Origin of the sequence: Bacteroides mediterraneensis, from assembly GCF_025993685.1 — a bacterium.
Taxonomy (GTDB): Bacteria; Bacteroidota; Bacteroidia; order Bacteroidales; family Bacteroidaceae; genus Phocaeicola; species Phocaeicola mediterraneensis_A.
On sequence record NZ_DAJPEN010000001.1, the window covers coordinates 106,547 to 130,612 of the forward strand.

Annotated in this window: 26 protein-coding genes; 12 read left to right on the forward strand and 14 right to left on the reverse strand. The window is 49.5% G+C overall.

Annotation, left to right across the window (positions count from 1 at the left end; all coding sequences use genetic code 11):
• Positions 1–4: 4 nt before the first annotated feature.
• Positions 5–373, reverse strand: coding sequence for a YraN family protein (locus OIM59_RS00425; protein ID WP_299170339.1), 369 nt, complete (start codon positions 371–373; stop codon positions 5–7).
• A 72-nt stretch (positions 374–445) separates the two neighbouring features.
• Between OIM59_RS00425 and OIM59_RS00430 the strand changes: the two genes are divergently transcribed.
• The gene (locus tag OIM59_RS00430) at positions 446–679 is read left to right on the forward strand and encodes a hypothetical protein (RefSeq protein ID WP_022355093.1); all 234 of its coding nucleotides are present in this window, start codon (positions 446–448) and stop codon (positions 677–679) included.
• A gap of 4 nt (positions 680–683) precedes the next feature.
• Positions 684–1,118 (forward strand): nucleoside deaminase, encoded by a 435-nt coding sequence (locus OIM59_RS00435; protein ID WP_299170338.1) that lies wholly within the window; start codon positions 684–686, stop codon positions 1,116–1,118.
• 6 nt (positions 1,119–1,124) lie between these two features.
• Here OIM59_RS00435 and OIM59_RS00440 read toward each other — a convergent pair whose 3' ends face one another.
• The 5 genes from OIM59_RS00440 to OIM59_RS00460 form a co-directional block, all read right to left on the reverse strand.
• A complete protein-coding gene (locus OIM59_RS00440; RefSeq protein WP_299170337.1) occupies positions 1,125–1,403 on the reverse strand; it encodes a DUF4834 family protein in 279 nt (92 codons plus the stop codon).
• Positions 1,404–1,457: 54 nt separating this feature from the next.
• Complete coding sequence (gene pssA, locus OIM59_RS00445; protein ID WP_299170335.1) at positions 1,458–2,162, reverse strand: CDP-diacylglycerol--serine O-phosphatidyltransferase; 705 nt, start codon at positions 2,160–2,162, stop codon at positions 1,458–1,460.
• Positions 2,163–2,203: 41 nt separating this feature from the next.
• On the reverse strand, positions 2,204–2,890 hold the full coding sequence (locus tag OIM59_RS00450) for a phosphatidylserine decarboxylase family protein (RefSeq protein WP_299170541.1): 687 nt from the start codon (positions 2,888–2,890) through the stop codon (positions 2,204–2,206).
• Positions 2,891–3,339: 449 nt separating this feature from the next.
• Positions 3,340–4,374 (reverse strand): DUF4831 family protein, encoded by a 1,035-nt coding sequence (locus OIM59_RS00455; RefSeq protein ID WP_299170539.1) that lies wholly within the window; start codon positions 4,372–4,374, stop codon positions 3,340–3,342.
• A gap of 11 nt (positions 4,375–4,385) precedes the next feature.
• A complete protein-coding gene (locus tag OIM59_RS00460; protein WP_299170334.1) occupies positions 4,386–5,903 on the reverse strand; it encodes an NAD(P)H-hydrate dehydratase in 1,518 nt (505 codons plus the stop codon).
• Positions 5,904–6,062: 159 nt separating this feature from the next.
• Here OIM59_RS00460 and hpt point away from each other — a divergent pair, with 159 nt between their 5' ends.
• The 9 genes from hpt (at position 6,063) to OIM59_RS00505 (ending at position 12,118) form a co-directional block, all read left to right on the forward strand.
• On the forward strand, positions 6,063–6,599 hold the full coding sequence (gene hpt, locus OIM59_RS00465; RefSeq protein WP_299170333.1) for a hypoxanthine phosphoribosyltransferase: 537 nt from the start codon (positions 6,063–6,065) through the stop codon (positions 6,597–6,599).
• A gap of 27 nt (positions 6,600–6,626) precedes the next feature.
• Positions 6,627–7,196 carry an adenylate kinase gene (locus OIM59_RS00470; protein WP_299170331.1) on the forward strand — a complete coding sequence of 190 codons (570 nt, stop codon included), beginning with the start codon at positions 6,627–6,629 and terminating at the stop codon, positions 7,194–7,196.
• A gap of 55 nt (positions 7,197–7,251) precedes the next feature.
• Positions 7,252–8,436, forward strand: a complete 1,185-nt coding sequence (obgE, locus tag OIM59_RS00475; protein ID WP_022355078.1) for a GTPase ObgE — start codon at positions 7,252–7,254, stop codon at positions 8,434–8,436.
• On the forward strand, positions 8,436–9,242 hold the full coding sequence (pgeF, locus tag OIM59_RS00480; RefSeq protein ID WP_299170328.1) for a peptidoglycan editing factor PgeF: 807 nt from the start codon (positions 8,436–8,438) through the stop codon (positions 9,240–9,242). The genes obgE and pgeF overlap by 1 nt, the downstream gene beginning before the upstream one ends.
• A 23-nt stretch (positions 9,243–9,265) precedes the next feature.
• Positions 9,266–9,928, forward strand: a complete 663-nt coding sequence (locus tag OIM59_RS00485) for a B3/4 domain-containing protein (protein WP_083581867.1) — start codon at positions 9,266–9,268, stop codon at positions 9,926–9,928.
• Between the two features lie 22 nt (positions 9,929–9,950).
• Entirely contained in the window at positions 9,951–10,547 is a 597-nt protein-coding gene (locus OIM59_RS00490) for a M23 family metallopeptidase (protein ID WP_299170535.1), read from the forward strand.
• 7 nt (positions 10,548–10,554) lie between these two features.
• A complete protein-coding gene (locus OIM59_RS00495; RefSeq protein ID WP_204475033.1) occupies positions 10,555–10,749 on the forward strand; it encodes a hypothetical protein in 195 nt (64 codons plus the stop codon).
• A gap of 71 nt (positions 10,750–10,820) precedes the next feature.
• Positions 10,821–11,354 (forward strand): outer membrane beta-barrel protein, encoded by a 534-nt coding sequence (locus OIM59_RS00500; protein WP_072541650.1) that lies wholly within the window; start codon positions 10,821–10,823, stop codon positions 11,352–11,354.
• A 125-nt stretch (positions 11,355–11,479) separates the two neighbouring features.
• Positions 11,480–12,118 (forward strand): porin family protein, encoded by a 639-nt coding sequence (locus tag OIM59_RS00505; RefSeq protein WP_299170322.1) that lies wholly within the window; start codon positions 11,480–11,482, stop codon positions 12,116–12,118.
• Here the strand turns inward: OIM59_RS00505 and OIM59_RS00510 are convergent.
• The 4 genes from OIM59_RS00510 to OIM59_RS00525 are packed head-to-tail and all read right to left on the reverse strand — an operon-like array spanning position 12,115 to position 17,068.
• A complete protein-coding gene (locus OIM59_RS00510) occupies positions 12,115–13,707 on the reverse strand; it encodes a hypothetical protein (RefSeq protein ID WP_299170320.1) in 1,593 nt (530 codons plus the stop codon). The genes OIM59_RS00505 and OIM59_RS00510 overlap by 4 nt on opposite strands.
• 8 nt (positions 13,708–13,715) lie before the next feature.
• Positions 13,716–14,750, reverse strand: coding sequence for an HlyD family secretion protein (locus tag OIM59_RS00515; RefSeq protein ID WP_299170318.1), 1,035 nt, complete (start codon positions 14,748–14,750; stop codon positions 13,716–13,718).
• 33 nt (positions 14,751–14,783) lie between these two features.
• A complete protein-coding gene (locus OIM59_RS00520; RefSeq protein WP_299170317.1) occupies positions 14,784–16,088 on the reverse strand; it encodes a TolC family protein in 1,305 nt (434 codons plus the stop codon).
• On the reverse strand, positions 16,085–17,068 hold the full coding sequence (locus OIM59_RS00525) for an alpha/beta hydrolase (RefSeq protein ID WP_299170315.1): 984 nt from the start codon (positions 17,066–17,068) through the stop codon (positions 16,085–16,087). The genes OIM59_RS00520 and OIM59_RS00525 overlap by 4 nt, the downstream gene beginning before the upstream one ends.
• Positions 17,069–17,184: 116 nt before the next feature.
• Between OIM59_RS00525 and OIM59_RS00530 the strand changes: the two genes are divergently transcribed.
• The gene (locus OIM59_RS00530) at positions 17,185–17,991 is read left to right on the forward strand and encodes an AraC family transcriptional regulator (protein ID WP_148330387.1); all 807 of its coding nucleotides are present in this window, start codon (positions 17,185–17,187) and stop codon (positions 17,989–17,991) included.
• 67 nt (positions 17,992–18,058) lie between these two features.
• On the opposite strand, the gene OIM59_RS00535 is transcribed toward OIM59_RS00530, so the two are convergent.
• From OIM59_RS00535 to yaaA, 4 genes are all read right to left on the reverse strand, one after another.
• Positions 18,059–19,030, reverse strand: coding sequence for a type I phosphomannose isomerase catalytic subunit (locus OIM59_RS00535; protein WP_299170533.1), 972 nt, complete (start codon positions 19,028–19,030; stop codon positions 18,059–18,061).
• 152 nt (positions 19,031–19,182) lie between these two features.
• The gene (locus OIM59_RS00540; protein WP_299170313.1) at positions 19,183–20,346 is read right to left on the reverse strand and encodes a hypothetical protein; all 1,164 of its coding nucleotides are present in this window, start codon (positions 20,344–20,346) and stop codon (positions 19,183–19,185) included.
• A gap of 66 nt (positions 20,347–20,412) precedes the next feature.
• Positions 20,413–23,112 (reverse strand): TonB-dependent receptor, encoded by a 2,700-nt coding sequence (locus OIM59_RS00545; protein WP_299170312.1) that lies wholly within the window; start codon positions 23,110–23,112, stop codon positions 20,413–20,415.
• Positions 23,113–23,226: 114 nt separating this feature from the next.
• On the reverse strand, positions 23,227–23,991 hold the full coding sequence (yaaA, locus tag OIM59_RS00550) for a peroxide stress protein YaaA (protein WP_299170310.1): 765 nt from the start codon (positions 23,989–23,991) through the stop codon (positions 23,227–23,229).
• Positions 23,992–24,066: the final 75 nt, after the last annotated feature.

Here is a 24,066-nt window from a genome sequence, read left to right on the forward strand (position 1 = left end):
TTAATTAGTTCCACACAGGAGGGAAGAAAGCCTCTTCGATGTGTTCAATCTGGAAAGGAGGCTGCATTCCTACCACGGTAATGAGGTCGAAGCGGACGGGAAGGTCGATGGCGAATTTCCGGACATACGCATCGGCAGAAGCCACAATACTCCGTATTTTCCGGTTGTCCACCGCTTCTTCCGGATGGCCGAAACGGTTGTCCCTTCTGGTTTTCACTTCCACAATGACCAAGGTGCCGTCTTTTTGGGCCACGATGTCCAAATCCCGGTGTCCGGAATGCCAGTCCCGGTGCCTGATTTCATATCCTTTTTCAGTCAGATAAGCCACTGCGGCAGCCTCTCCTTCTTTTCCCAGCTCATTATGTAGTGCCATTTTCCGCTTTTTTGCAAAAATACGCATTTTTATGCTTCAATTTTAACGGAATACGCTAATTTTGCAGGACAAATGGTAAATAGCGGGAAAAAAAGAAAGAAAGTACCAGTCAGCAATCCTCCCCGTCGCCAGCGGATGGTTTGCCTGATGAGCGAAGAAGAGGTGCGGATTGTGGACCGTTATCTGGAAAAATACCAGATAACCAACAAGGCACGCTGGCTTCGCGAGACGGTCTTGTCTTTTATCCATCAGAATATGGAAGATGATTATCCCACGCTTTTCAAGGAACATGACATGCGCAGATAAACCGATGGCAGACGATTCTTTTTACATGAAACAAGCACTGGCTGAGGCTGCACGGGCCGCAGACAGAGGAGAGGTACCCGTAGGGGCCGTGGTGGTCTGCCGGGACCGCATCATTGCGCGTGCGCATAACCTGACCGAGACCTTGCACGATGTGACGGCCCATGCGGAAATGCAGGCGGTGACGGCGGCGGCTAATGCATTGGGGGCGAAATACCTGAATGATTGTACGTTGTATGTCACGGTGGAGCCCTGTGTGATGTGTGCGGGAGCGATTGCCTGGGCACAAGTTGGTCGTCTCGTCTTCGGGGCGGAAGACGAGAAAAGAGGTTTCCAGCGGTATGCGCCGCAAGCCTTGCACCCTAAGACGGTGGTTGTAAAAGGGGTGTTGTCCGACGAGTGCGCCGGATTGATGAAAGACTTCTTCCGGAAGAGAAGATGAAATGTTTTATTTGATTTCTTCAAAATCCACGTATTCCCCTTCTTCTTTGTCGAAAATCTTTTTCCGTCGGCGTGCGGAGGGATTTCCTTCGCTGGAATCAGATTCGAAGGACTCTTCCTGTGGCTGACTTGAACCGGAGGAATAGGTGGTCCGTTGGGAAGAACTGTTGCGTTGCATGCGTCGTTTGAATCCGAATATCATGCCGATGACTCTGTACAGGATGAACAGTCCGATGAGCAGGACGACCAATATGATGAAAAATATAAAGCCTAGAATATGGAACATTTTCTTTCGTTTTTAATTTAGAAGGAACAAAAAACGTGCCACAATTTTTCCCGTTTATTTTTTACGTGTCAGCAAGGATAAAAGGATGTACCATACGATGACGGCCGCGAAGCCGCTCAACTGGAAGATAATCAGCAGTGGAACGCTGACAATCAGGAAGATATAACTTATCTTGTTGTGTCCCCATGACAAATCTTTAAACTTCAGGGAGAACATGGGCAGTTCGGCTACCAGCAACAATGACATGACAATTACCAGAATGAAGAGGTACAGGGCATTGAAGCTGTCGGAAATCAGAAAATCGTGTGCCCCTACGGTCAGTGAGCCCCAGAACAAGGCGTTGGCAGGGGTTGGCATGCCGATGAACGAGCTGGTCTGACGTTCGTCCAGATTGAACTTGGCCAGTCGGAGGGCAGAAAATACGGCAATCAGGAAAGCTGTGTAGGGCATGAGTCCCGACAGCGGAAGGAGAAAATCCGGATAATGCACCTCCTTGAACAGGGAGAAAGCAATGGCGGCCGGAGCCAGTCCGAAGGTAATGTCATCGGCCAGCGAGTCCAGCTCTTTCCCGATGGGAGAGGACACATGCAACAGGCGGGCTGTCATCCCGTCGAAGAAGTCGAACACCGCTCCCAGTACGATGAAAAGCAGTGCCCATTCGTATTTGCTATGAAAAGCCATGTAACAGGCTATGCATCCACAAAACAGATTACAGCTGGTAATCGTGTTGGGTATATTCCGGATAATCGCGTGAGCCATGATGTTATATATAAATAAGGTATATATCGTTTTCTTCTGGATTAGGGCAGGCGGGCAATCACCGTTTCATTGCCGGTCGTTTTCTGTCCCATGGTCACACAGACTTCTGTACCCAGAGGCAGATACACGTCCACCCGCGACCCGAACTTGATGAATCCCATGTGCTCGTCAATGTAGCAATCCTCTCCCGGCACGGCGTATGTTACAATGCGTCGGGCCACGGCGCCCGCAATCTGACGGGCCATGACGGTATGACCTTCCGGGGTATCGATGACGACCATCGAACGTTCGTTTTCCGTGCTGGCTTTCGGCAGCCAGGCTTTCATGAAGCGTCCGTTATGATGGTCTACATGCTTCACCACTCCATCTACCGGATACCAGTTGGCGTGTACGTTGGTGATATCCATAAAGATGGAAATCATCAGGCGGCGGTCATGGAAGTATTCATGTTCATCCACTTCTTCGATGACTACTACACGTCCGTCGGCCGGTGCCACTACCATTTTTTCCGTGTCCCCCTTAAATAAGCGTATCGGGCAGCGGAAGAAATTAACCATCAGTCCGTAGACGATGAGACTTGCGACAGCTACTAAATAAAATGGTATCTTGCACTCGATTCCCCAATACAAAGCGGCATTTATGAGGAGTAACAAGATTGCACCGGTAATCAGAATGTGAGTCCCTTCGTGGTGGAGTCGGATTTTTTTGAGTTTCTTTATTTTGTTCATTCGGGTCATAACAAAGTTGCACGTTTTATCGTGCGAAGATAGGGCTATTTTAAGAACTCTGCAAATTATAGAAACAGAAAAACGGTTTAGGACGAATATTTCCTCTTTATAAAGAGGAAAAAAGGTGATTTTTGTAGCTTTTTGCTACTTTTTCTGCGATGTGGAGAGAAAGCCCCCGAAAGAAGATGACATTTTTGGCGAGGCTCCAAGGTCCTTTTTATGTTTCCCAATCGGGAAACGTATGTTTTCGGGGAGGGAAACGTATGGCTCTCTGTCGGGAAACATACGGTTCCGAAAAGGGAAACTTACATGGCTTTTTGGCAGAATATCCTTAGCTTCAAGGCGTTTTGCCGTCAATGGAATGAACTTTCTTTTCAGGATAAGAAAAGACCGTCTTCCGGGTCTGATACCGGAAGACGGTCTGCATTTTCTTTCAGTCAAATGTAAGGTCAGTCTTTGTCTATTTTTACGATTCCGCCGGTAGTAGGGTTGAAAATCACACGGGTGTTGATTTTCTTGTCGAACAGACCGTCTACCAGCACTTCGGTATAACCGAACTGAGTAAACGACATTTCGTCGTCAAAGAGCTTCTTACCCTGGTAAGTCACAGTGACTTTTCCTTTGCCCGGTATGTTGTAGATGATGCCATCTTTTTTCTTCCTTTTGCCATCTTCTGGTACAGGCAGGTTTGACGTGTTGCGGATGGAAACGTACACTGGGTCGCCTGCAAGATTGCTGACAGGGAGAACTCCCAATTGGGCAGAGAAGCGTGCGGCAATCTGGTCCCGTACGTCCTCACCCGGTTCTACCAGGATGGTAAATACTTTGTCCGTGCGGTCGGTAACTCCCGTAAAAGCTTGCGTCAGGGCTTTTTCCTGCTTGTCGAGCTGTTGGATAATCAGTTGCAGGGAAGCTCCGTCTTTAGGCATGGTGTCGGCCTGTCCGCGCAGGATGAGGTTCTTGCTGTCGCGGATGTTGTAGATTTCACGGGCAGTCAGCTCGGCCATCTTAGGTGTTGAACCGGCCATGAGAATGTCTTCCGTCATGTATTTGCTGGCATTTTCGTGGGGTTGTGGAGTATCCAGCTTGTAATCGGGAAGCTGTTCTTTTTCGGTGGAGGTGGTGTTGATAGCCTTTACGATGCCTTTATCCGTCAGCTCTACGTTGGAAGCCACATTTTTATCTTTCAGCTTCATGATGTAGGCTTTGGTAGAATCGGGAACACCTTCCAACCGTACACGGATATCTTTGATTTCCCAGTGAGTCTCGGGTTTTGTACCGATGTTGTTCAGCCGCAGGTATCGGCTGGCATAGAGGCAGAAGTCGCCCGGCTGGTAATCTACCTTGGTGGCGATGATGTCGATGGCTACTTTGGTCTTGGGCAGGAAATAGACGATGCCTTCGCCCTCCTGTGGCACATAGCTTTCTTGGGAGTAGGCGCTCAGAGAGGCCAGCAGTCCCAACGCGATGATTCCTCTTTTCATATTATTGTCTGTCATTTGATTTCCATTAATTGTTTCCATGCTTCGGGCAGAGCTTCCACGATGTCGCCGGAGGTCATGCCGATGACACCTTTCCGCTGGCAGGCGATGTCACCGGCCAGGCCGTGTACGTAGACTCCCAGACGGCAGGCTTCTTCCTGTGTATATCCCTGTGAGAGGAGGGAAAGAAGGATACCCGTCAGTACGTCTCCGCTGCCAGCGGTAGCCATGCCCGGGTTGCCTGTCGGGTTGAAATACGTTTCTCCGTCGGGAGTGATGACAGCTGTCCATGCGCCTTTCAGCACGATGTAGCATTGCAGATAGGCGGCCAGCTCCTTGGCCTTGGACAACCGTTCGAAGCTGTTGCTGCAACGGCCGATGATACGCTCCAGTTCCTTGACGTGCGGCGTGAGAATGCTGTGGCGGGGAATGCGGGTCAGGTAGTTGCGGTAGTTGCTGAAGATATTCAACGCATCGGCATCGAGCACCAGCGGAATGTAGCAGTTGCTGATTTGGTCGAAGAGTGCTTGTACGGTCACTTCTTCCTGTCCCAGTCCCGGACCGATGGCTACGGCCTGGAAATTGTCGAGGTCGGCCGCTTCGGCAAAGCAGCGTTCGTGTACGTCGTCCTGTACCATGGCTTCGGGCACATTGCTCTGGAGCAGGAGGTGATTGCAGACGGGGGTGTGTACGGTGAGTAGTCCGATGCCGGAACGCAGGCAGGCCCGCGAGGCCAGCAGGGCAGCCCCTCCCATGCCGTAGGAACCGGCTATCAGCAGGCCGTGGCCGAACATGCCTTTATGGGCAAATTTCTTCCGTGGCTTGATGAGTGCACGCATCTCGCTTGCTTCGGTGATGAGGTAAGGGGTTTTGGCTTTTTCGATGAATTCCCGGCTGATGCCGATGTCGAGCAATTGCCATTCGCCTACCACGTCGGCATTCTCCGCAAAAAGGAAGGAGAGTTTCGGCAGTTGGATGCTCAGGGTCAGGTCGGCCTTGATGATGTTCTGGCGGATGTTGTGGGTGTTGTCTTCTCCCATCAGACCAGAAGGGATATCAATGGATACTACTTGGGAAGGGGAGGCGTTGATGTATTGCACGACGGCTGCAAATCCACCACTCAGCGGCTTGTTGAGGCCGGAGCCGAACAGTCCGTCCACGATGACGTCGTGGCTGCCCAGCTGGGGAGGGTCGAACTGGCTGCTGACTTCCGTATAATTGGCAAACCCGCTTTCTTTCAGGCGTTGTACGTTGGTGAGACATTCTTCGGAAAGGGTCCCTTTCACGTTGAACAGGTAGACTTCTATCGGATAGTGTTTCAGAAAGAGGATGCGGGCTACAGCCAGGGCATCGCCTCCGTTGTTGCCCGGACCGGCAAAGACAATGATGCGGTGCGATTTGTCCCAGCGGTCACTGATGGCTTGTGCCAGCAGGCCAGCCGCCTTTTCCATGAGGTTGATTGACAATATAGATTCATGGGCGATGGTATATGCATCGGCCTCTTTTTGTTGTGTACAACTTAAAATTTTCATTGTATATATAAAATAGCTATTTTGTCGGTAAAAGTACGAAAAAAGCCCCGAATGGTGAATAGGTTCTATTGAAAATATCTTTAAATACTCAGGAGGATGTGTGGCGGTTTTAGGGAAAATCCGTAAATTTGCGCAATTTCTAAAAAACTACATCATAACATGGAGACGATTCAGATAAAAGACAAACGTTTCAAGACGTTTATCCCGGAGGCGGAAATTTTGAAGGAAGTGGCACGTGTAGCCGATGAAATCAATCGTGATTTGGAGGATGAGAAGCCACTGTTCCTGAGTGTGTTGAACGGCTCGTTCATGTTTACGGCCGACTTGATGAAGCATCTGACGATTCCGTGTGAGGTTTCTTTTGTGAAACTGGCTTCGTATGAGGGGACAGCTTCCACGGGCAAGGTGAAGGAACTGGTAGGACTGAACGAAGACATAACCGGACGTACGGTGGTTATTGTGGAAGATATTGTGGATACGGGACTGACCATGCAGCGTCTGCTGGAAACCCTGAAGGCGCGTCATCCGAAAGAAATCCGTATTGCCACCCTGCTGGTAAAGCCGGACAAACTGAAGGTGGACTTGGACATTCATTATGTGGCCATGCGCATTCCGAATGATTTTATTGTGGGATACGGACTGGACTATGACGGTCTGGGCCGGAACTATCGCGACATTTATACAGTAATAGAATAATTTTTTATAAATCATATCTAAAACAACATGTTGAATATTGTAATTTTTGGTGCTCCGGGTTCAGGTAAGGGAACTCAGAGTGCTCGTATTGTGGAAAAGTATGGTTTGAACCATATTTCTACAGGAGATGTATTGCGTGCGGAAATCAAGAACGGTACAGAACTGGGTAAGACAGCCAAAGGTTATATCGACAATGGTCAGCTGATTCCTGACGCATTGATGATTGATATCCTGGCGAGCGTGTTCGACAGCTTCAAAGATAGCAAAGGTGTAATCTTTGACGGATTTCCTCGTACCATCGCTCAGGCAGAAGCTTTGAAGAAGATGTTGCAGGAACGTGGACAGGAAGTGTCTGTCATGCTCGACCTGGAAGTGCCGGAAGAAGAACTGATGACTCGTCTGATCAAACGTGGACAGGAATCAGGCCGTGCCGACGACAACGAAGAAACCATCAAGAAACGTCTGGTGGTATATCATTCTCAGACTGCTCCGTTGATTGACTGGTACAAGAACGACGGTAAATATTGCCACATCCAGGGTCTGGGTACCATGGAAGGCATCTTCGCTGACATCTGCGCAGCTATCGATAAACTTTAAATAATGGAAAAACTGGCGGGCTGGGGACAGTCTGCCAGTTCTTAAACTTTAAATTATGGCTGAATCGAATTTTGTTGATTACGTAAAAATCTATTGCCGCTCCGGAAAAGGAGGCCGCGGTTCGGTGCACATGCGCCGTGAGAAGTATATGCCCAACGGAGGTCCAGACGGTGGCGACGGTGGTAGAGGAGGTCATGTGATTTTGCGGGGAAACCGCAACTATTGGACGTTGCTGCACCTGAAATACGACCGTCATGTGTTTGCGGAACACGGCGGAAACGGTTCAAAGAACAAGAGCTTCGGAAAAGATGGGGCAGACAAGGTCATCGAGGTTCCATGCGGAACCGTAGTATATAACGCCGAAACCGGCGAATATGTGTGCGACGTAACGGAGCACGGACAAGAAGTCATCTTGCTGAAAGGCGGACGTGGCGGATTGGGAAACTGGCATTTTCGTACAGCTACCCGTCAGGCACCTCGTTTTGCCCAACCGGGGGAACCCATGCAGGAGATGACAGTGATTTTGGAATTGAAATTATTGGCTGATGTGGGTCTGGTGGGTTTCCCGAATGCGGGAAAATCAACCTTGCTGGCGGCTGTGTCTGCGGCACGTCCGAAGATTGCCAACTATCCTTTTACTACGCTGGAACCGAATCTGGGTATCGTGTCCTATCGCGAAGGCAAATCGTTCGTGATGGCGGATATTCCGGGTATCATTGAAGGTGCGAGTGAAGGTAAAGGACTGGGACTGCGCTTCTTGCGTCATATCGAGCGTAACTCCCTGCTGTTGTTCATGGTGCCGGGCGATACGGATGACATCCGGAAGGAATATGAGATTCTGCTCCATGAACTGGCTACGTTCAATCCGGAGATGCTGGACAAGCAGCGGGTGCTGGCCATCACGAAATGTGACATGCTGGACGAGGAACTTATGCAGATGCTGGAGCCTACATTGCCTGAAGATATACCGCATGTCTTTATCTCTTCGGTGTCCGGAATGGGTATCCAGCAGCTGAAGGACCTGTTGTGGACGGAATTGAATAAAGACAGCAACCAGTTGGAGGCCGTACGTCGGGAAGCCATCGTACATCGTCCGAAGGACCTGAAGAAACTCCAGAAAGAGCTGGAAGATATGGGTGAGGACGAGGACTTCGAGTATGAATACGAGGAGGATACGGACGAGGATGACTTCGACTACGAGTACGAGGAGGAAGACTGGGACGACGAAACACAGAAGTAATGGATCATCTGACTGAGGATAAAAGGATGTGGGTGTACGACCGGATGAGTTCGCGCACCGACATCTTTTGTTTTTCTACCACCCGTCATGGAGGCTATAGCGAGGGAAACTATGCCTCGTTCAACTGTAACCATTATTGTGGGGATGATTTCGAAAAGGTGGAACTGAACCGGGAGTTATTGTGCTCATTGATGCCTGTCCGTCCGGAGATGCTGGTGGTGCCTCATCAGACACACGGCACGACGGTGAGGGTGATTGATGACGGGTTTGTGAAACTTCCTTCGGAGAAGCGAATGGAATTGCTGGAAGGAGTGGATGCCTTGGTCAGTGACAAGGCGGGAGTGTGCCTTTGTATCTCTACTGCCGATTGTATTCCGGTGCTTTGTTACGATACGAAGCACAAGGCAATGGCGGCTGTTCATGCCGGATGGCGGGGTACGGTAGCCCGGATTGTGGAAAAGACCCTCGACCGGATGCGCGGGCTGTACGGCACGGAAGGAGAAGATGTGTGGGCCTGTATCGGACCGGGAATTTCTCTTGAGGCGTTTGAGGTAGGCGAGGAGGTGTATGAAGCTTTTGAAACCGCAGGATTTGATATGGCGAGGATAGCCCGACGGTATGCAAAGTGGCACATCGATTTGTGGGAGGCCAACCGCCTGCAATTGTTGTCGAAAGGTGTAAAAGCGTCTCATATTGAAATGGCGGGTATTTGTACTTATCAGCATTATACGGATTTCTTTTCGGCACGTCGTCTGGGCATTCATTCCGGACGTATCTTGTCGGGAATTATGCGAATGGAAAAATAGAAAGGAGAGTTTGCAGAATGGATTTGAAAATTGAAGTATCAGAAGAATTACGGCAGGCTTGGCCGCAGTTTCGCGGGGCTGCCGTGTTTGCTACCGTGAAAAATTCACCTTACAGTGAAGCGTTATGGAAAAGAATCGGGGAGTTTACCGAGCTCTATCGTCAGAAATATACCATTGATTCCATCAAAGAGATGCCGGCCATTCAGGCTACTCGCCAGGCATACAAGAAATGCGGAAAGGATCCCAGCCGTTACCGTCCTTCTTCGGAAGCCTTGTGCCGCAGGCTGCTGAGAGGCCTTTCGCTGTATCAGATTGATACACTGGTAGATTTGATTAATCTGGCTTCCATTTACAGCGGGCACTCCATCGGCGGTTTTGACCGTGACAAGATTCAGGGTGACAAACTGGTACTGGGCATCGGAAAGGCGGGTGAGCCTTACGAGGGCATCGGACGTGGAGAACTGAACATTGAGGGCATGCCGGTGTATCGGGATGCCGTGGGAGGTGTAGGTACGCCGACCAGTGACAATGAGCGGACGAAGATTTCGGAGCATACCACGCATCTGTTGGCAATCATGAATGCGTACAGTGGCAGTGAGGGGCTGGAGGAAGCGGTGAACTACATGGTGAACCTGCTGAAAGAATTTGCGGAGGCACAGGATGTGGAACTTTGTTATTTCAAGTAAGATGAAGCGGTTGATATGGTTGATGATTGCTTGGTGCTTCTGGACGGGAAGTATTCGGGCCAGTGAACCGGTATCTGCCGGGTTTACATCCATGGAGCGCAATCATGTCCGAGTACAGACTCCGGGACTGTTTGCCAAAGGAAACCGTTTTGAAATCCATCTGGAATGTCTGGCCGATTCGCAGTTCTGCTTTCCGCTCCGCAATGGGAAAGTTATTTCGGGTTACGGTAGCCGGGGCGGACATTCGGGAGCAGACATCAAGACGAAAGCCAATGATTCCATCGTGTGCGTATTCGACGGGGTGGTACGGATGGCGAAGCATTACGGGGGATATGGAAAAGTCATTGTGGTGCGTCATGCCAACGGACTGGAGACTGTGTACAGCCATAATTCCAAGAACTTGGTGGCGCCGGGAGATACCGTAAAGGCAGGGCAGGTCATTGCATTGACCGGGAGGTCGGGACGTGCCACTACCGAACATCTGCATTTTGAGCTGCGGGTGAACGGACAGCATTTCAGCCCCGGACTCTTGTTTAATATGCAGACGCGTCAGCCGTTGAAGCGTACCTTGATTTGTACGAAGTCGGGTAGACATGTAAAATTACAACCTAAAAAATAAGCAGTTTATGGATATCGAGAAAATATTGACCGAAGGGATTGTCTTCAAAGGAAGCAAGTCGTCGGATGGAAAGAAAAAAGAAGAGAAAGTGAAGACAAAGGCCAAAAAGAAGACCTACATTACGGGACTTCATGGTTCGGGTTCTGCTAAAATGAAGGCAGAATACCGTCGTCGGAGAGCCAACCGGCACAAACAAGGATGAGTGTTCTGAATCTTGGAAAGAAGAGAGATGAGTGTATCAAATAAATTGTAGAATTAAAAAGAGAGAAGATTATGAGAAAGTTATTTTTGCTCGTAGTGATTGTCATGGCTGCTATTTCGGCCAGTGCACAGGAAGGTGTGTATCTGGGAGGTGGTATCAGCTTGTGGAGAAACAATGACGTGGATAAAACATCATTCTCCATCACGCCGGATGTAGGTTATAACCTGAGTAAGCAATGGGCTGTAGGTGTAGAACTGGCCTATGCGCATAAAGGGTATGACGGAGAGCTTGAGGTTAGTTCCAATGCGTTTGCATTGGCTCCGTATGCACGTTATTCATTTTATGAAAACAAAATCGTGCGCCTGTTCTTGGATATGGGATTCGGTTTCTCTACTTACAAGGCAAAACATGCCGATTCTGTCAACGGTTTTGAGATTGGCGTAAAGCCGGGTCTGGCCTTGAAGTTGAACGATCATTTCAGCTTCATTACGAAAGTCGGTTTTGCCGGTTACCGTGATGATTATTATCGTGATTTGGAGGGTAATGGATTTGGTGTCGGCCTGGATATGGAAAACATTTCCATTGGCATCGATTACGAATTCTAAGAAATAACATTTAAAACCTTGTGAGAAGGGAGCAAAAAGAGGTAAAAACTTCTTTTTTGCTCCTTTTTTATTTGCATCTCCGCTTTATCTTCTTAAATTTGTGTAATTCATCTATTTTTAAGTTTATGAAAAGAATTGCATGTATAGTGGCATGTTTGTTCACCGTGTTGACAATGGCCGCACAGACGAAGGTAACTTGGAGTATGAAATTAGGACTGGGTATGAGTACCTGGATGGGGAAAGATGCGGGAGATTCTTCTCCGCTGTTTAATCAGAAAGTGGGAGTGGGCATTGATGTGCCGTTGAGTGGACTGCTCTCTTTTCAGACGGGATTGAACTGGGTCTCGAAAGGGGCCAGTATGGATGTGGACTTTGTCGGAACCAATACCCAGAATAAGGTGAGCATGCATGTAAACCAGAATTACTTTGAAATGCCTTTGCTGGCAGCCTTTCATGTGGGAACTGCATCCAATTTTGATATGGTATTCACCGCAGGTCCGTATTTGGCTTACGGAGTGAACGGTAAACAGGATATGGATATAGATGACCTGACAGTTTCTTATAATACATTTGGTGATTCGAAAGTTGAAGATGAAGTGATTCCGGGTTTGCGCCGTTTTGATGCCGGATTGATGGCAGGGGTAGCATTGGATTTTGCACGCTGGACGGTAGGACTTGACGGAGAATTTGGTCTCTGCAAGCTGACCAGTGCGTCAAAGACGCGTAACCTTGCTTTCTTCTTTACAGCCGCTTATAAGTTTTAATGCTTAGAGGGACGATGGATGCTGGACAGTCTGTATCGTTTCTTGACGGGCAGGCTGTGCAGCATTTTCAGGGCTGCCAAATGACGGTCGCGCCATATACGGTAGCTGACGACAATCACCAGGAAAACGGTACCGATAATACAGACCCATCCAAACAGCTCTTTTAGACTGGTCAGCATGGTTTGGGTATTGACTTCGTTGTAGAGTTGCATGAGAGAGGCATTGGGAATCGACTCTGTGAGGTCGTCCAAATCACGGCTCAGCAATGCCCAGTTGTCCAGTTGGAGATGTTTCATCCAGCGGTTCAGTATGGCGGTTCCCAGCGGGGTGGCAATACTGGTGCGGATGAAACTGAGCACGCACAGTGACTGGAAGAAATGTTTGAACGGGATGTGCTTGGCCACGTAGATGGTCAGTGCGATGTAAAGAATCCCGTGCCCGATTCCTTTCAGAAAGTTCGGCAAGTACAGGCTTTCAATATTCAAGTCTGGATAAATCAAGAAATACATGTAGTACTGGTAGACGACAATCAGAGTGAATCCCACCGAAATCAACAGTTTATATCCTTTTTTCAGTACGGCCTGCCGGAAGAAGACGACTCCCGCTCCGGCAAGGATACCTACAAATACACACCAGTTCAGCGAAATGGCGTTGAGAGTATCGTATCGCAGAATAGACATCATAAAAGCATTCTGAAGCACGGAAGAAGTGGCTAGGAACAGGCAGAGCATCAGGAACAAGAACAGAATGACAGGGAACTTCTTGTATTTGAATACCTGCGGGTCGATGTACGGATGGCGGATAGAAGTCATCCGGTTGATGTTGAGCAGCAAGGACACCACGGCAATTACGATGCAGGCACGTATCTGTGCGCTGTCCAGCCAGTCATAATAGTCCCCGTAAATGCAGATGAAAACAATGGCAAACAACATGGTGGTCCACAAGGCAAGTCCTTTCCAGTCGATGCCGTACAGCGGCATTTTCTTCATCAGGCGGACAGAACGGGTAAGACACATGACACAGACCCATACAATCATCAGCATGCCGATGACGAACCAATGCATGTATTGCCAGTTGGCCCAGTCGTTGATGTGCATCGTGACCAGCCCGGAAAGCTGGATGCTTTCGAGTACAATGATGTAAATCACAGGGTAGAACACGGAAAAGTTGCCCGAAGGCGTGATGCTCAGACGGGTGTTTGAGAAACATTCGAACGTACCCCACATGCGGAAGAATCCCGACACAAAGCATACGCAAATCATCAGGAAGATATTTTCCGTGTGCATGGTAATCAGGTTGCAGGCAATCAGTACCGGACAGACCGTCATGAAGATGGAGCGGGTGGTAAACCGGGCCTTCAGACGGAACAGAATCGGGAAGATGATGGTCATGCCGATGAAGGAGGCATATCCGGCCATGGTGACATCTTCCTGGATACAGCCCAAGGCACTCGACATCTGGGTGGCTGCCGGCAGGAAGACCCCTCCGTTGAACTGGAATACCATGGCAAAAAACAAAGACAAGCCGATGCAGACGGAGGTGGGCAGAAAATCTTTAAAGTATGGGATGCGGGGACGTTGTTCAGCCATTTCTCAACTTATTGTTTTACGTAACATTCTACATTCATTCCGGCTCTCAGGCGTTGCAAGTCTTCCGGACGGTTGTTTTGGGTAAATTCGATGCGGACCGGAATACGTTGTTCCACTTTCACGAAGTTGCCGGCCGAGTTGTTCTGCGGGATGAGCGAATAAGAGGCTCCGGTGGCATCCGAGATGGAAGCGATGCGGCCTTCAAATTTTACCCCCGGGATAGCGTCCACTTTTACTTCTACCAGCTGGTTTCTCCGCATGTCCGTCGTTTGGGTTTCCTTATAGTTGGCAATGACCCATTTTTCCGTACCGTCCACTAGTGTCACCAAGGCCTGTCCCGGCTGTACCAGTTCTCCTTCGTGGATATCCTTTCGTCCGGTCACTCCGTCGGTAGTGGCTAGAATGACGGTATAAGAAAGGTTCAGCTTGGCCAGGTTAAGAGCCGCTTCTGCCAGTTTGATGGCCGATTCGTTCTGTTCCAGTCGTTGGGTCTGTTCCTGTTTCTGGAGCAAGGTAGACTGTTTCTGTCGCATCAGCTGTTCGTAGCGGGCCTGGGTGGCCTCGTAGTCTGTCTTTACCCGGTCGAACTGTTGGGGAGTGACCGCCTCTTCTTTCAGCAGTTCCTGATAACGTTTATAATCGGTTTCTGCATTCTTCAGGCGGACCCGTTGTTCGTCGATGGCCGCATCCGTGACGAGGATGTTGTTCTGCGTGGTGTTGATGGTGGTGTACATGGCACTCTTTCCGGCCAGGGCGTTGCGGTAGTCGGCCTCGGCTTGGGCCACTTTCAACCGGTATTCCGTGTCTTCGATGATGGCCAGCGTGTCTCCTTTCTTCACGGTCTGGTATTCCTCAAAACAAATCTTCTTGATGAATCCCTGTACCCGTGTGCTGACGGGGGTGAGATGCTGTTTCACTTGCGCATTGTCGGTGTATTCCACGTTGCCCAGGTGGATGAACTTGCCGCATACCCAGCTGATGCCGGCTGCGAGGACCAGAAGTATGAAGAAGTTGGAAATCGCTCTTTTTTTGTTTCGTATCATGTCTTGATTCTTTTTGTGTGAATATAAATGGAGTTAAAGGGTTCCTGTAATCTTTTTCAACAGGTAGTACTGATACAATATACCAATCTGATAGTTGGCCAGCTGGAGTTCCATGTCCAGCTGCATGTTGCTGGCATCCAGCATGTCGGTAATCAGTGACAGCCCGTTCAGGTAGCGTTGGCGGACAATCCGGAAGTTTTCGTGTGCCAGCTGTACGCTCTTCTGTTGGGTCTGGAGCCGCACGTAGGCTTCGTTCAGGTTCACGTAGGCTTCATGCACGTTGTTCTCGATTTCTTCCTTGGCCAGCTCGTAGTTCTTTTCCGCTTTCGAAGTGGCAATCCGTGCCTGCCGCAGTTTTTTCTTGCTTTTGAACAAGGCATCCAGGTTGTATGAAATACCGACTCCGGCAAACCAGTAATTGAAATTGTTGTTCAACGGGGGGACCTCCACCAGGATGGGGCCGTTGAATTCATTTGTTGCGGTCAGGCTGATGTGTGGTCTGCGTTCCGAACGGATTAGGTTCTGCTGGTTGTGGCTCAGTTTGATGGCGGTTTGTGCCTGCTGAAGAGTAGGCGATTCCTGCGAGTCTTCCATCCAGGAAATTTCCTGCCGTTTGTCCACGTTAATCTGAAACAAAGCCGTGGAATCCGGTACGATATGTACCGAAGGTTCCAGTCCGATGGTCGTCGTCAGTTTGTGGTTCAGCACGTTGAGCTTGTTTACAGTAGAAGTCAGTCCCAGCTGCAGATTCTGAAGCTGTAGTTCGTAACGGGTGATGTCACTTTTCAGCGCTGTTCCTTGTTGGTAGGCAGCCCGCATATCCTTTACCAGCAGACGCGTCTGCTCGATGTTCTTTTCATATACGGTCTGTTGGTTCCGAAGTTGGAACAAATCCAGGTAATAACCCAGCAACATGAAACGTAAATCCTGCTGGTTATTGTGATAAGTCTGTTTAGCCAGTTGTTGTTGTAGTTTCGCTTTCTTGATATTTTCGCTCACGCTCCCTCCGGCATAGATGACTTGCGAAGCTTTGAGTACAAACGTATTGCCGAAATGTGGCATGTCGGCATGTACCCCGTTGCTGAAATCCCGGTCGGTCATGCAGCCGTCACCGATGTAGTTGAGGTCTACCTGTGCCCGGATGGATGGAAGTCTGGCATCCTTGGCCACTTTGACAGCCTGTGCGCTTTCGTCGATGGCCAGTGCATGCAGTTGGATGCTTTTACTGTTCTGGTCTGCCAGCTGAAACAGTTCGTCGATGGAAAGCACCCGCTCCTGGGCTGCGATGTACATAAAAAAAGAAAGAACTCCGATACTTGCAATTAGTCTTTTATTCATTTGTCTGTGTGATATTGAAAAACAGTTTGAAACCAGCTGACTACTTTCTCGATGACCGGTTGCTGGAACCAGTATAAATCGCCGTGTCCGGCACCTTCCACTGTGACGTAAGTGGCTTGGTTGCCTTTTTCTGTCAGAGCTTTGAACAGCTGTTCGCTTTGTACGGGCGATACCAACTTGTCGTTGCTTCCATGCATAATCAGGAAGGGAGGCATGTGTTCCTTTACGTGTCCCAGCGGACTGGCTTTCATGGCCTTTCCCGGGTCGGAAAGGATGCTGGCTCCTGCAAAGTCTGCAAAGGCAGGGCCGTGTACGAGCAAAGCTTCTGTTACAGCCGGTGAGGCATGAACCTGCTGTATGGCATCAGAATACCCTTCGCCGATGTTCAGCAGATTGCTGATGCCGTAAATGGTGACGGCAGCCTGTACGTCGGACGACTGGTCGAGATAGTCTCCTTGGTCAAACTCTTTTTCTCCATTGGTTGTGCCTACCATTTGTGACAGATAACCGCCGGCAGAATCTCCCAGTACACCGATGCGGGTCGGGTCGATGCCAAACTGTGCGGCATGGGCTCTCAGAAAACGTACGGCCGCTTTTCCATCGATGACCAGTGCCGGAAATTTGTCGGGAACCGTACGGTACTCTGCAGCGGCCACCACGAATCCGGCTTTGGCCAGTGCCATACGCATTTCGATGAACTTCTCATAATCTGCAGATGTGAATCCTCCTCCGGGGAAATATACAATTGCAGGTTTGGGGGTACGGGTCCGTGGAACCAGCACGGTCATCCGCAACGCACGGTTGCTGCGAGTGGAAATGACCTGTGAATAGATAATACCACTGATTACATCAATCTGCCCCTCCGTGATTTCCACTTTGATGCTTTCCGGTTTGTTCTCGGAAGCTTTTTCGGGCATGGCCGATGCGCGGAAGGTGGTTCCTGCAAGCAAAACTGCAATTGCCAAAATACATTTCATCATAATTTCATCGCTAATTTATAGTCTCTTCTATTGCTGGTGCAAAATTAAACCTTTATTTTTATGCAGAATATGCGATTTATGCAAAAAGATTATCATTTTAAGCCATAGAACTAGCGATGAACCAGGAACAGGAGCGTTACATTTCGTTGATAAACCGTACCAGCCGGGAGACCATCCGAATCAAGAAGACGGGTTGGGAAGAGATTAATCTGCCAGGGCATACGCACGGCCAGTGCCAGATTGTATATACCCTTTCGGGCACATTGCATGTGCAGATTGGTTCGACCAACTATTTTGTGCCGGAGAAGCACATAGCCTGGATTCCCGGTTGCACGGAACACAAACTGTGCAGTAACAACCGGCAGACTTCGCTGGTAATCTTTTATTTGTCGCTCGACAGTGATGGAGGCGATGAGGCGTTGAAGGATTTTTCCATATACCACACCGACTCTTTTGTGGCGGAAAACCTGAAGTTTATCGCTTCGAAAGGGACGGAGATAAACCGGGAGGATACTCCCGATTTGTATGCTTTTGCCCTGGGCTTTTTCCGCTTGCTTCCTTCCATCAGCCAGAACATGGGCTTCCTGTTGAAAACCCTGACCATTCCCAACGATGCCCGTTTGCATCCCATATTGGCATACTTGCAGGAACATCTGCAAGAAAACCTGAAGATGCCGCAGCTGGCCGAACATTTCGGCTTCTCGGTGCGAAACCTGAGCCGTTTGTTCAATGAATCGGGCATACGCTTCAGCTATTATGTGAACAACCTCCGGATTATGCGGGCCATCGAACTGTTTGCCGACGGAGGCAAGACCATGCAGCAGATTGCCTACGAAGTGGGATTTACCACCCCGAACAATTTCAACCGGGTGTTCCGTCAGATTACGGGCATGTCGCCCAATGCGTTTATGAAAAACGACTGAGTCCCTTTCTTCCTTGCGTGGGCAGGGAAAGAAAAGGACTCAGCTATAAATAAGAAATGCAGGTCGTTTATACGTAAGTTTCCAGGAAGGACACTTCACCGTCTGGCACGACTTCCAGGTTTTGGGTCGTGGCAGGGAACAAGACCGACTCACCGGCTTTCAGGGAAATGCAGTTGCCTTCATTGTCGGTCACGGTGCAGCTTCCCTTCATGCAGATGTAGATGACGAAAGAATCCAGTTCACTGTAGTCCATCGTCATGGATTCTGTCAGGTTGTAGACAGAGGTGGTGAAATACGGACAGCTGACCAGTTCCACCGGTTCATCCTTGTGCGGAGTGTAGTGGGTGCGATAGTCATTTTCTACCGTATAGTCGATGGCATCTTTCGACAGTTCGGTGTGCAGCTCGCGAAGGTTGCCGTTCTTGTCTCTGCGGTTGAAGTCGTAGATGCGGTAAGTGATGTTGGAAGTCTGCTGGATTTCGGCCAGGAAACAACCAGCTCCGATGCTGTGGATACGTCCTGCCGGCAGGAAGAACACGTCGCCCGGCTGTACGTCGTATTTGTCGAGTGCGTCGCAGATGGTATTGTCTTCAATCATCCGGGCATATTCTTCCGGAGTGATTTTTTTCTTCAGTCCGGAATAAAGATGTGCTTTTCCGCCCGTATTGTCGATGATGTACCACATCTCCGTCTTTCCCATGGACTGGTGGCGCTTCATGGCCAGTTCGTCGTTGGGGTGTACCTGGATGGATAAATCTTGTTTGGCATCGATAAATTTAATCAGCAAAGGGAATTTGCCCTGGAAACGCTGATAATTTTCTTTTCCTACCAGTTTTTCCTTATATTCTTGCATCAGTTGGGTAAGGTTCTTGCCGGCATCTGCTCCGTCGGCCACCACGGATTCATCGCCCGGCACGTCGGATATTTCCCAGCTTTCTCCTACCTGTTCCTGCTGGCAGTCAAGCTGTTTGAAAGGAATGATACGTTCTCCTCCCCAAAGGGTGGATTTCAAAATCGGTTTGAATTTTAAAGGATACATCATATACTTATTTATTTAGGTCTGTACAAAAGTAGTGAAAACCCTTTATAAAATGAGGAAATCGGAGGAAAAAGAATCTCCGGCTTTCATACGCGGTGGATACTTTGCATGAAAACCGGAGAAGAAAAGCAAATCAGTGTGATGTGTTATGGTTAGAATTTATAGCCAGTCCAGCTGAAGACACTTTGGTCGGCTCCCGTGTTGCCATCTGTGATTTTGACATTTTCGTAAGAAGTACCTCCATCATTGATTTCCTTGCCACTGAGTGTAGAGCTGATTTCATTGGTGACACTCATTTGGGTAGCGGTAGTGGCGTTTCCTTTGGAGTCGGTCACATCGATGAAGTCTTTCATCTGTCCGTTTCCAATCACCAGGGCGTTTTCAATGTGTGCGGTAGCTCCTCTGCGTACCTTGATGGCGTCGTCCATCACCTGGCCGGTAGCGTAGGTGGCAATGGTCATGTTCTTGATGGTGAAATCCGACTGTCCTTGGTGGTCGGGTCCGTTTCCGTCCAGGTTACCGTCGGCTTCCACTCCACGCGGGTCTTCCTCCGTGCTGGTGTATCCGGCTTCCCATACGCCGTAGCAGTTGCTCAACGTGCCTTTATAACCTTGGGTGAAATCGAACATGTCGTCGTCGCAGTTTACAGCCAGTATGTTTTCCACATTGACCGTTCCTCCAAAGAATTCAATGGCATCGTCCGCACCGTCTGTGATATAAAGGTTCTTGATGGTCGTTCCTCTTCCCACACCGTTCAGGGTCAGTCCGTTGTGCTCGATGTCCGCACTGGAACGTGCACCGGTGAACCGCAATTCCACGTATTCCAGCGTACCGCTGTTGTCGTTTTCATCCGTACCTCCGTATTTCTGGTTGTTGTCTACTTCTGTAGAGCCCTGTTCGCCGCTGGTAGCTCCTGAAATCGGTGCCTTTCCGTTGATAATCAATCCACCCCAGTATCCCGTGGTGGCATTTTCTTCATCGTCGGCGGTAAAGACAATGGGTTTGTCGGCTGTTCCTTTGGCATTGATTTTACCTCCCTGTGCCACGAGGATATAGTTTCCGAATCCTTTGGCAGCTTTGATGGTGGTACCAGCCGGAATTTCCAGTGTGGCTCCGTCGGCGACGGTCAGTGTACCGTTCAGGATATATTCATTGTTGGCATCCAAGGTCAGGGTGCCTTCCACGGTTCCGTTCAGTTCAATCTTTTCACCTCTTGTGCCTGTTTCTTCCGGATTATCGTCGTTGGAACAAGCTGTCAAACTTACGCTGCTTACTATGGCTGCAAAGGCCATTGCTGTAAAAAATACCTTTTTCATAATGAGTAATTGATTAAGAAAATTGATTGTCTTTATTGCTAGTTTATGTTATGTAAAGTTTCTTGATTAGAAGTTGCAGGCCACTCCGATGCTGAAGTCCATGCCTCTCTTGTATTTGCTCAATACCACTTTCTTTCCGTCGGCATTGCCTTTCCGGGTCAGCTGGTGGGCCGGATTCAGCAAGTTCTTCGCTTTCAGGCTGAGGGTCACGTATTTGTTCAGCTGGGCGGAAGAAACGAAGTCGAGTGTCGGAACACCGTTTTCCACGATGTCCTGATATCCCTCCGTGCCGATGGTATGGATACGGTCGCTGAAATAGTTCACCACCAGCGTATTGGTAAAACTCTTCTGCCCTTTCCGGAACAAATGGCTCAGGTCTGCATTGAAAATCCAGGGTGCGGCTCCTTCCAGTTGTGAACCGGTGGGGTCGGTGGCCAGAGGTACTTTGGCGTAGGTGTACGTATAGGCCCCGTTGATGCCCAGGCTGAGTTTGCTGACCCCGTTGCCCTGCAGGTTGCGGTTGAACAAGTCCTTTCGGAATTCCATTTCCACTCCGGCCACTGTAGCGTGGTTCGCAATGTTCTCATAAGAGAGGAATCCTCCGGCACTGGCAATCTCGATGCGTGAAATCGGGTTCTGGATGTATTTGTAGAATCCGGTGACGGAAAACAGCTCGCTCGGAGAAATATAGAAATCCCACTTCAAGTCTACGTTGTAGTTGTCCGAAGGCTTCAAGTCAGGGTTACCTTGGCTGTTGAAGCTGACACTGGTATAACGGAACGGGGAAATTTCTTTGGCCTGCGGCAGGGTGTAAGTCTTGCTGGCGGCCAGGCGGAGCGCATGTTTGTCGTTGAAATTATAGCGCAGGTTGAGGCTGGGGAGGAAATAAGATTTGTCGATGGTATTTTCTCCTTTGGTCCCTCCACGGTTTACATTGTAGTCTACGCGGATATTGACATCGTCATATTTCAGTCCGAGGTTGGCAATGAAGCGCGAGGTAAACTGATAAGTGGCTTCCGCATAGGCCGAGTGGATATTTTTCCGGACACCGTATTCATCCACGTTGCGGTCCAGCTGGAACATGCCGTTGTCCAGGTTCTCCTGGTTGTAGAAATCCCCGAAGGCAATATGTTCCAGGTCGAAAACCGACTGTTTGACTACAGACATGTCGTATTCCGTGGCTTCGAAATTGTCATCTACTATCCGGCCCATGTAGCCCAGTTGTACGTTTGACAGGTCGCCATATCCGTCGTGGAGCTTATACGTCAGTCCGGCGCGAAGGTTCAGGTCGTTTTCCTGCAATTCAGAGAAATAACGCTGTTGCACGCCCGTACCTTTCATCGGTACATAACCCTTGTCGGTTTTTACCAGGTTGTTGATTCTTCTGTCGGGTTCGTTTCCTTGAATCGTGTTGTAAGAAAGTCCGGCATCCAGCAGGAAATTCTTGCCCAGCTCCCATTGCGTGTGAAGCTGGTTCACAAACAGCAGGTTGTCGTTGGTCTGCTGACGGCGCATGAATCCCTCGTACGTGTCCGACGACTGATAGTCGGCATCCATTCCGAGGTAATCGCCCACAGAGGAATTGGAGGCATGCACCATCATGAAGTTGTAGGACAGGTGATGCTTCTGGTTGTGGGTGTAACTCAGGTTGGCCATGGCCAGCTGACTGGTCTCGATGCGGGAGATTTCACCGCTCATGTCCTGCGACAAATCGCCGCTGGTAATGGTATTTCGCACTTCTTCGTCGTAGTAGGAGAAGTTTTTATGGTGACTGGCCACGATGAAGAAAGAGAGCGGGTTGTCGTGGATACGGAACTGTTTTCCCCCCGACAGACTATAGTCCTGGTTGATGGGAATATTCTTTTTGGAAGGGTCGATGGCATTTTTAAAGCTGTAGCTGTGCAAATCCTCTCCCGGCTGGGTGGTATTGGCAAATCCGAACAGGTTGTTTCCGCTGGCTTGCAGCAGGTCGCCCGACAGCGCCTGGGTATTGACACCTCCCGACAGGCTGAAATCCAGTGTGGCGTCTCCCGTCAGTTCCTTCGACGTGATGTTGATGTTGGCTCCCGATGCATCGGCAGAGGTGTTGCCATAAAAAGCCTTGTTCACTTCCACCGACTGGATGACGTCGGTGGAGAAAAAGTCGAGGGCAATATTCTTGTATTCAGGGTCTTCCGACGGAATGGGATAGCGGTTGAGAGTGGTGAGGTTGTAACGGTCTCCCAATCCGCGGACAAAGACATTTTTCACTCCCTCCTGTTTAGAGATACCCGATATCTTGGTCACGGCAGCCTGTGCGTCGCTGACACCTTTTCGTGCCAGTTCTTTGGCGCCGACTGCCTGAACGGCCACAACCGACCGTTTTTGTTCCAGCAGGGTCACGCTTTCAGATTCGCGGTTGGCCTTGGCTACCACTACCACATCCGACAACAGGTGCTCATCGGTCACCATTTCGAAATCGAGCGTAGTGATTTTATTGTTCTCAATCTTGACCTGTCTTTTGATGGCAGTCTTGTAGCCTACATATTTAATCTCGATGTCGTAGATGCCGTCTTCCACTCCTGAAAGCTGGAAATTTCCGTCCATGTCGGTCACGGCTCCGATGCTGCTCCCTACAATCTGTACCGTGGCACCAATCAGCGGCTCTTTTGATTTCTGGTCTGTAATGCAGCCCTTAATATTGACATTTACCTCTACTGCAAACACTTTGGCAGTAATCAGTGAGGTAAAAAGCGCTGTGTGAATCCATCTTCTTGTTCTGTTCATGTATCGTTTGCTTTTTTCTGCTGCAAAGTTGCAGACTTCCCGTTACAGGGTGAAAGCAATCCGATGAAGTTGCGTTTACGAAGATGTGTCGTCTGTGTTGCCGTTTTTTCATTCCTATTTCAGCAGGAAGCGGAGTGTCTGTGCATCGCTGGAGGCCGCATCATAGGAAAAGCCTTCCCATTCAAAGGCTTTCAGCTGTTCCGGTTGTTCAATCCGGTTCTTCAGGATGAAGCGGGTCATTTCGCCGCGGCACATCTTGGCATAGACTACCACGGTGGTGGGTTTTCCGTTCTTCAGGGTATAGAATTCGGGAGTGATGACCTGGACTTCCCGGCATACCTTGTCCCAATGGAACAGGTCTTTCATTTCGCCACTGGCCAGATTGACCAGAACACCTCCTTGCCGACGGACGGCTTCAATGAAGTAGTCGGTCAGAATCGGTTTCCAATAGTCGCACTGCGTCTGGTGCTGGTGTTCCGGCAGGCGGACATTCCCCTCCATCCGGTAGTTTCTGATGGCATCCAGTGGACGCAGCAGGCCATATAAGAAAGAGGTAATGAGCAGGTGCTGCTGGGCAAACCGGAAATCTTCTGTAGTAAAGTCCGCCGGATGGATGCGTTTGAACACCATACCCGTGTAGGCTAGCAGTGCCGGGAGAGACGGAGTGTCCGGTGAAAGAAAATCCTGGTAACGCAGGCGGTTCTCTGCGGCCAGCTTGGCATTCACTTTCAGCATCCGGCCCAGTTCCTCGGCGGTAAACTGGTTCATGTACAGGGCATTTTCCCGGGCTTCCTTCTGAAAATGAGGCACAGTGGTTTCGGGGAATTTTATCTTGGTGCGTGCCGTCATGGTTTTGGCACACGAAATGAAGGTCATCATATTGCAGGCTCGTTTTTTCGTTAAAACTCTTTACAAAGATAGGTTCCCCGGCGGATTTTCCATCGGTTTACGGTA

Excerpts from the sequence above, each read along its gene's own strand:
- pgeF (WP_299170328.1), top strand. The coding sequence starts at position 8,436 with ATGGATCATCTGACTGAGGATAAAAGGATGTGGGTGTACGACCGGATG.
- OIM59_RS00455 (WP_299170539.1), bottom strand. The coding sequence starts at position 4,374 with ATGAAAAGAGGAATCATCGCGTTGGGACTGCTGGCCTCTCTGAGCGCC.
- yaaA (WP_299170310.1), bottom strand. The coding sequence starts at position 23,991 with ATGATGACCTTCATTTCGTGTGCCAAAACCATGACGGCACGCACCAAG.
- OIM59_RS00530 (WP_148330387.1), top strand. The coding sequence starts at position 17,185 with ATGAACCAGGAACAGGAGCGTTACATTTCGTTGATAAACCGTACCAGC.
- OIM59_RS00520 (WP_299170317.1), bottom strand. The coding sequence starts at position 16,088 with ATGAATAAAAGACTAATTGCAAGTATCGGAGTTCTTTCTTTTTTTATG.
- OIM59_RS00535 (WP_299170533.1), bottom strand. The coding sequence starts at position 19,030 with ATGTATCCTTTAAAATTCAAACCGATTTTGAAATCCACCCTTTGGGGA.
- obgE (WP_022355078.1), top strand. The coding sequence starts at position 7,252 with ATGGCTGAATCGAATTTTGTTGATTACGTAAAAATCTATTGCCGCTCC.
- OIM59_RS00430 (WP_022355093.1), top strand. The coding sequence starts at position 446 with ATGGTAAATAGCGGGAAAAAAAGAAAGAAAGTACCAGTCAGCAATCCT.
- OIM59_RS00425 (WP_299170339.1), bottom strand. The coding sequence starts at position 373 with ATGGCACTACATAATGAGCTGGGAAAAGAAGGAGAGGCTGCCGCAGTG.
- pssA (WP_299170335.1), bottom strand. The coding sequence starts at position 2,162 with ATGGCTCACGCGATTATCCGGAATATACCCAACACGATTACCAGCTGT.
- OIM59_RS00490 (WP_299170535.1), top strand. The coding sequence starts at position 9,951 with ATGATTGCTTGGTGCTTCTGGACGGGAAGTATTCGGGCCAGTGAACCG.
- OIM59_RS00435 (WP_299170338.1), top strand. The coding sequence starts at position 684 with ATGGCAGACGATTCTTTTTACATGAAACAAGCACTGGCTGAGGCTGCA.
- OIM59_RS00505 (WP_299170322.1), top strand. The coding sequence starts at position 11,480 with ATGAAAAGAATTGCATGTATAGTGGCATGTTTGTTCACCGTGTTGACA.
- OIM59_RS00515 (WP_299170318.1), bottom strand. The coding sequence starts at position 14,750 with ATGATACGAAACAAAAAAAGAGCGATTTCCAACTTCTTCATACTTCTG.
- OIM59_RS00495 (WP_204475033.1), top strand. The coding sequence starts at position 10,555 with ATGGATATCGAGAAAATATTGACCGAAGGGATTGTCTTCAAAGGAAGC.
- OIM59_RS00545 (WP_299170312.1), bottom strand. The coding sequence starts at position 23,112 with ATGAACAGAACAAGAAGATGGATTCACACAGCGCTTTTTACCTCACTG.
- OIM59_RS00500 (WP_072541650.1), top strand. The coding sequence starts at position 10,821 with ATGAGAAAGTTATTTTTGCTCGTAGTGATTGTCATGGCTGCTATTTCG.
- OIM59_RS00450 (WP_299170541.1), bottom strand. The coding sequence starts at position 2,890 with ATGAACAAAATAAAGAAACTCAAAAAAATCCGACTCCACCACGAAGGG.
- OIM59_RS00540 (WP_299170313.1), bottom strand. The coding sequence starts at position 20,346 with ATGAAAAAGGTATTTTTTACAGCAATGGCCTTTGCAGCCATAGTAAGC.
- hpt (WP_299170333.1), top strand. The coding sequence starts at position 6,063 with ATGGAGACGATTCAGATAAAAGACAAACGTTTCAAGACGTTTATCCCG.
- OIM59_RS00525 (WP_299170315.1), bottom strand. The coding sequence starts at position 17,068 with ATGATGAAATGTATTTTGGCAATTGCAGTTTTGCTTGCAGGAACCACC.
- OIM59_RS00510 (WP_299170320.1), bottom strand. The coding sequence starts at position 13,707 with ATGGCTGAACAACGTCCCCGCATCCCATACTTTAAAGATTTTCTGCCC.
- OIM59_RS00460 (WP_299170334.1), bottom strand. The coding sequence starts at position 5,903 with ATGAAAATTTTAAGTTGTACACAACAAAAAGAGGCCGATGCATATACC.
- OIM59_RS00440 (WP_299170337.1), bottom strand. The coding sequence starts at position 1,403 with ATGTTCCATATTCTAGGCTTTATATTTTTCATCATATTGGTCGTCCTG.
- OIM59_RS00470 (WP_299170331.1), top strand. The coding sequence starts at position 6,627 with ATGTTGAATATTGTAATTTTTGGTGCTCCGGGTTCAGGTAAGGGAACT.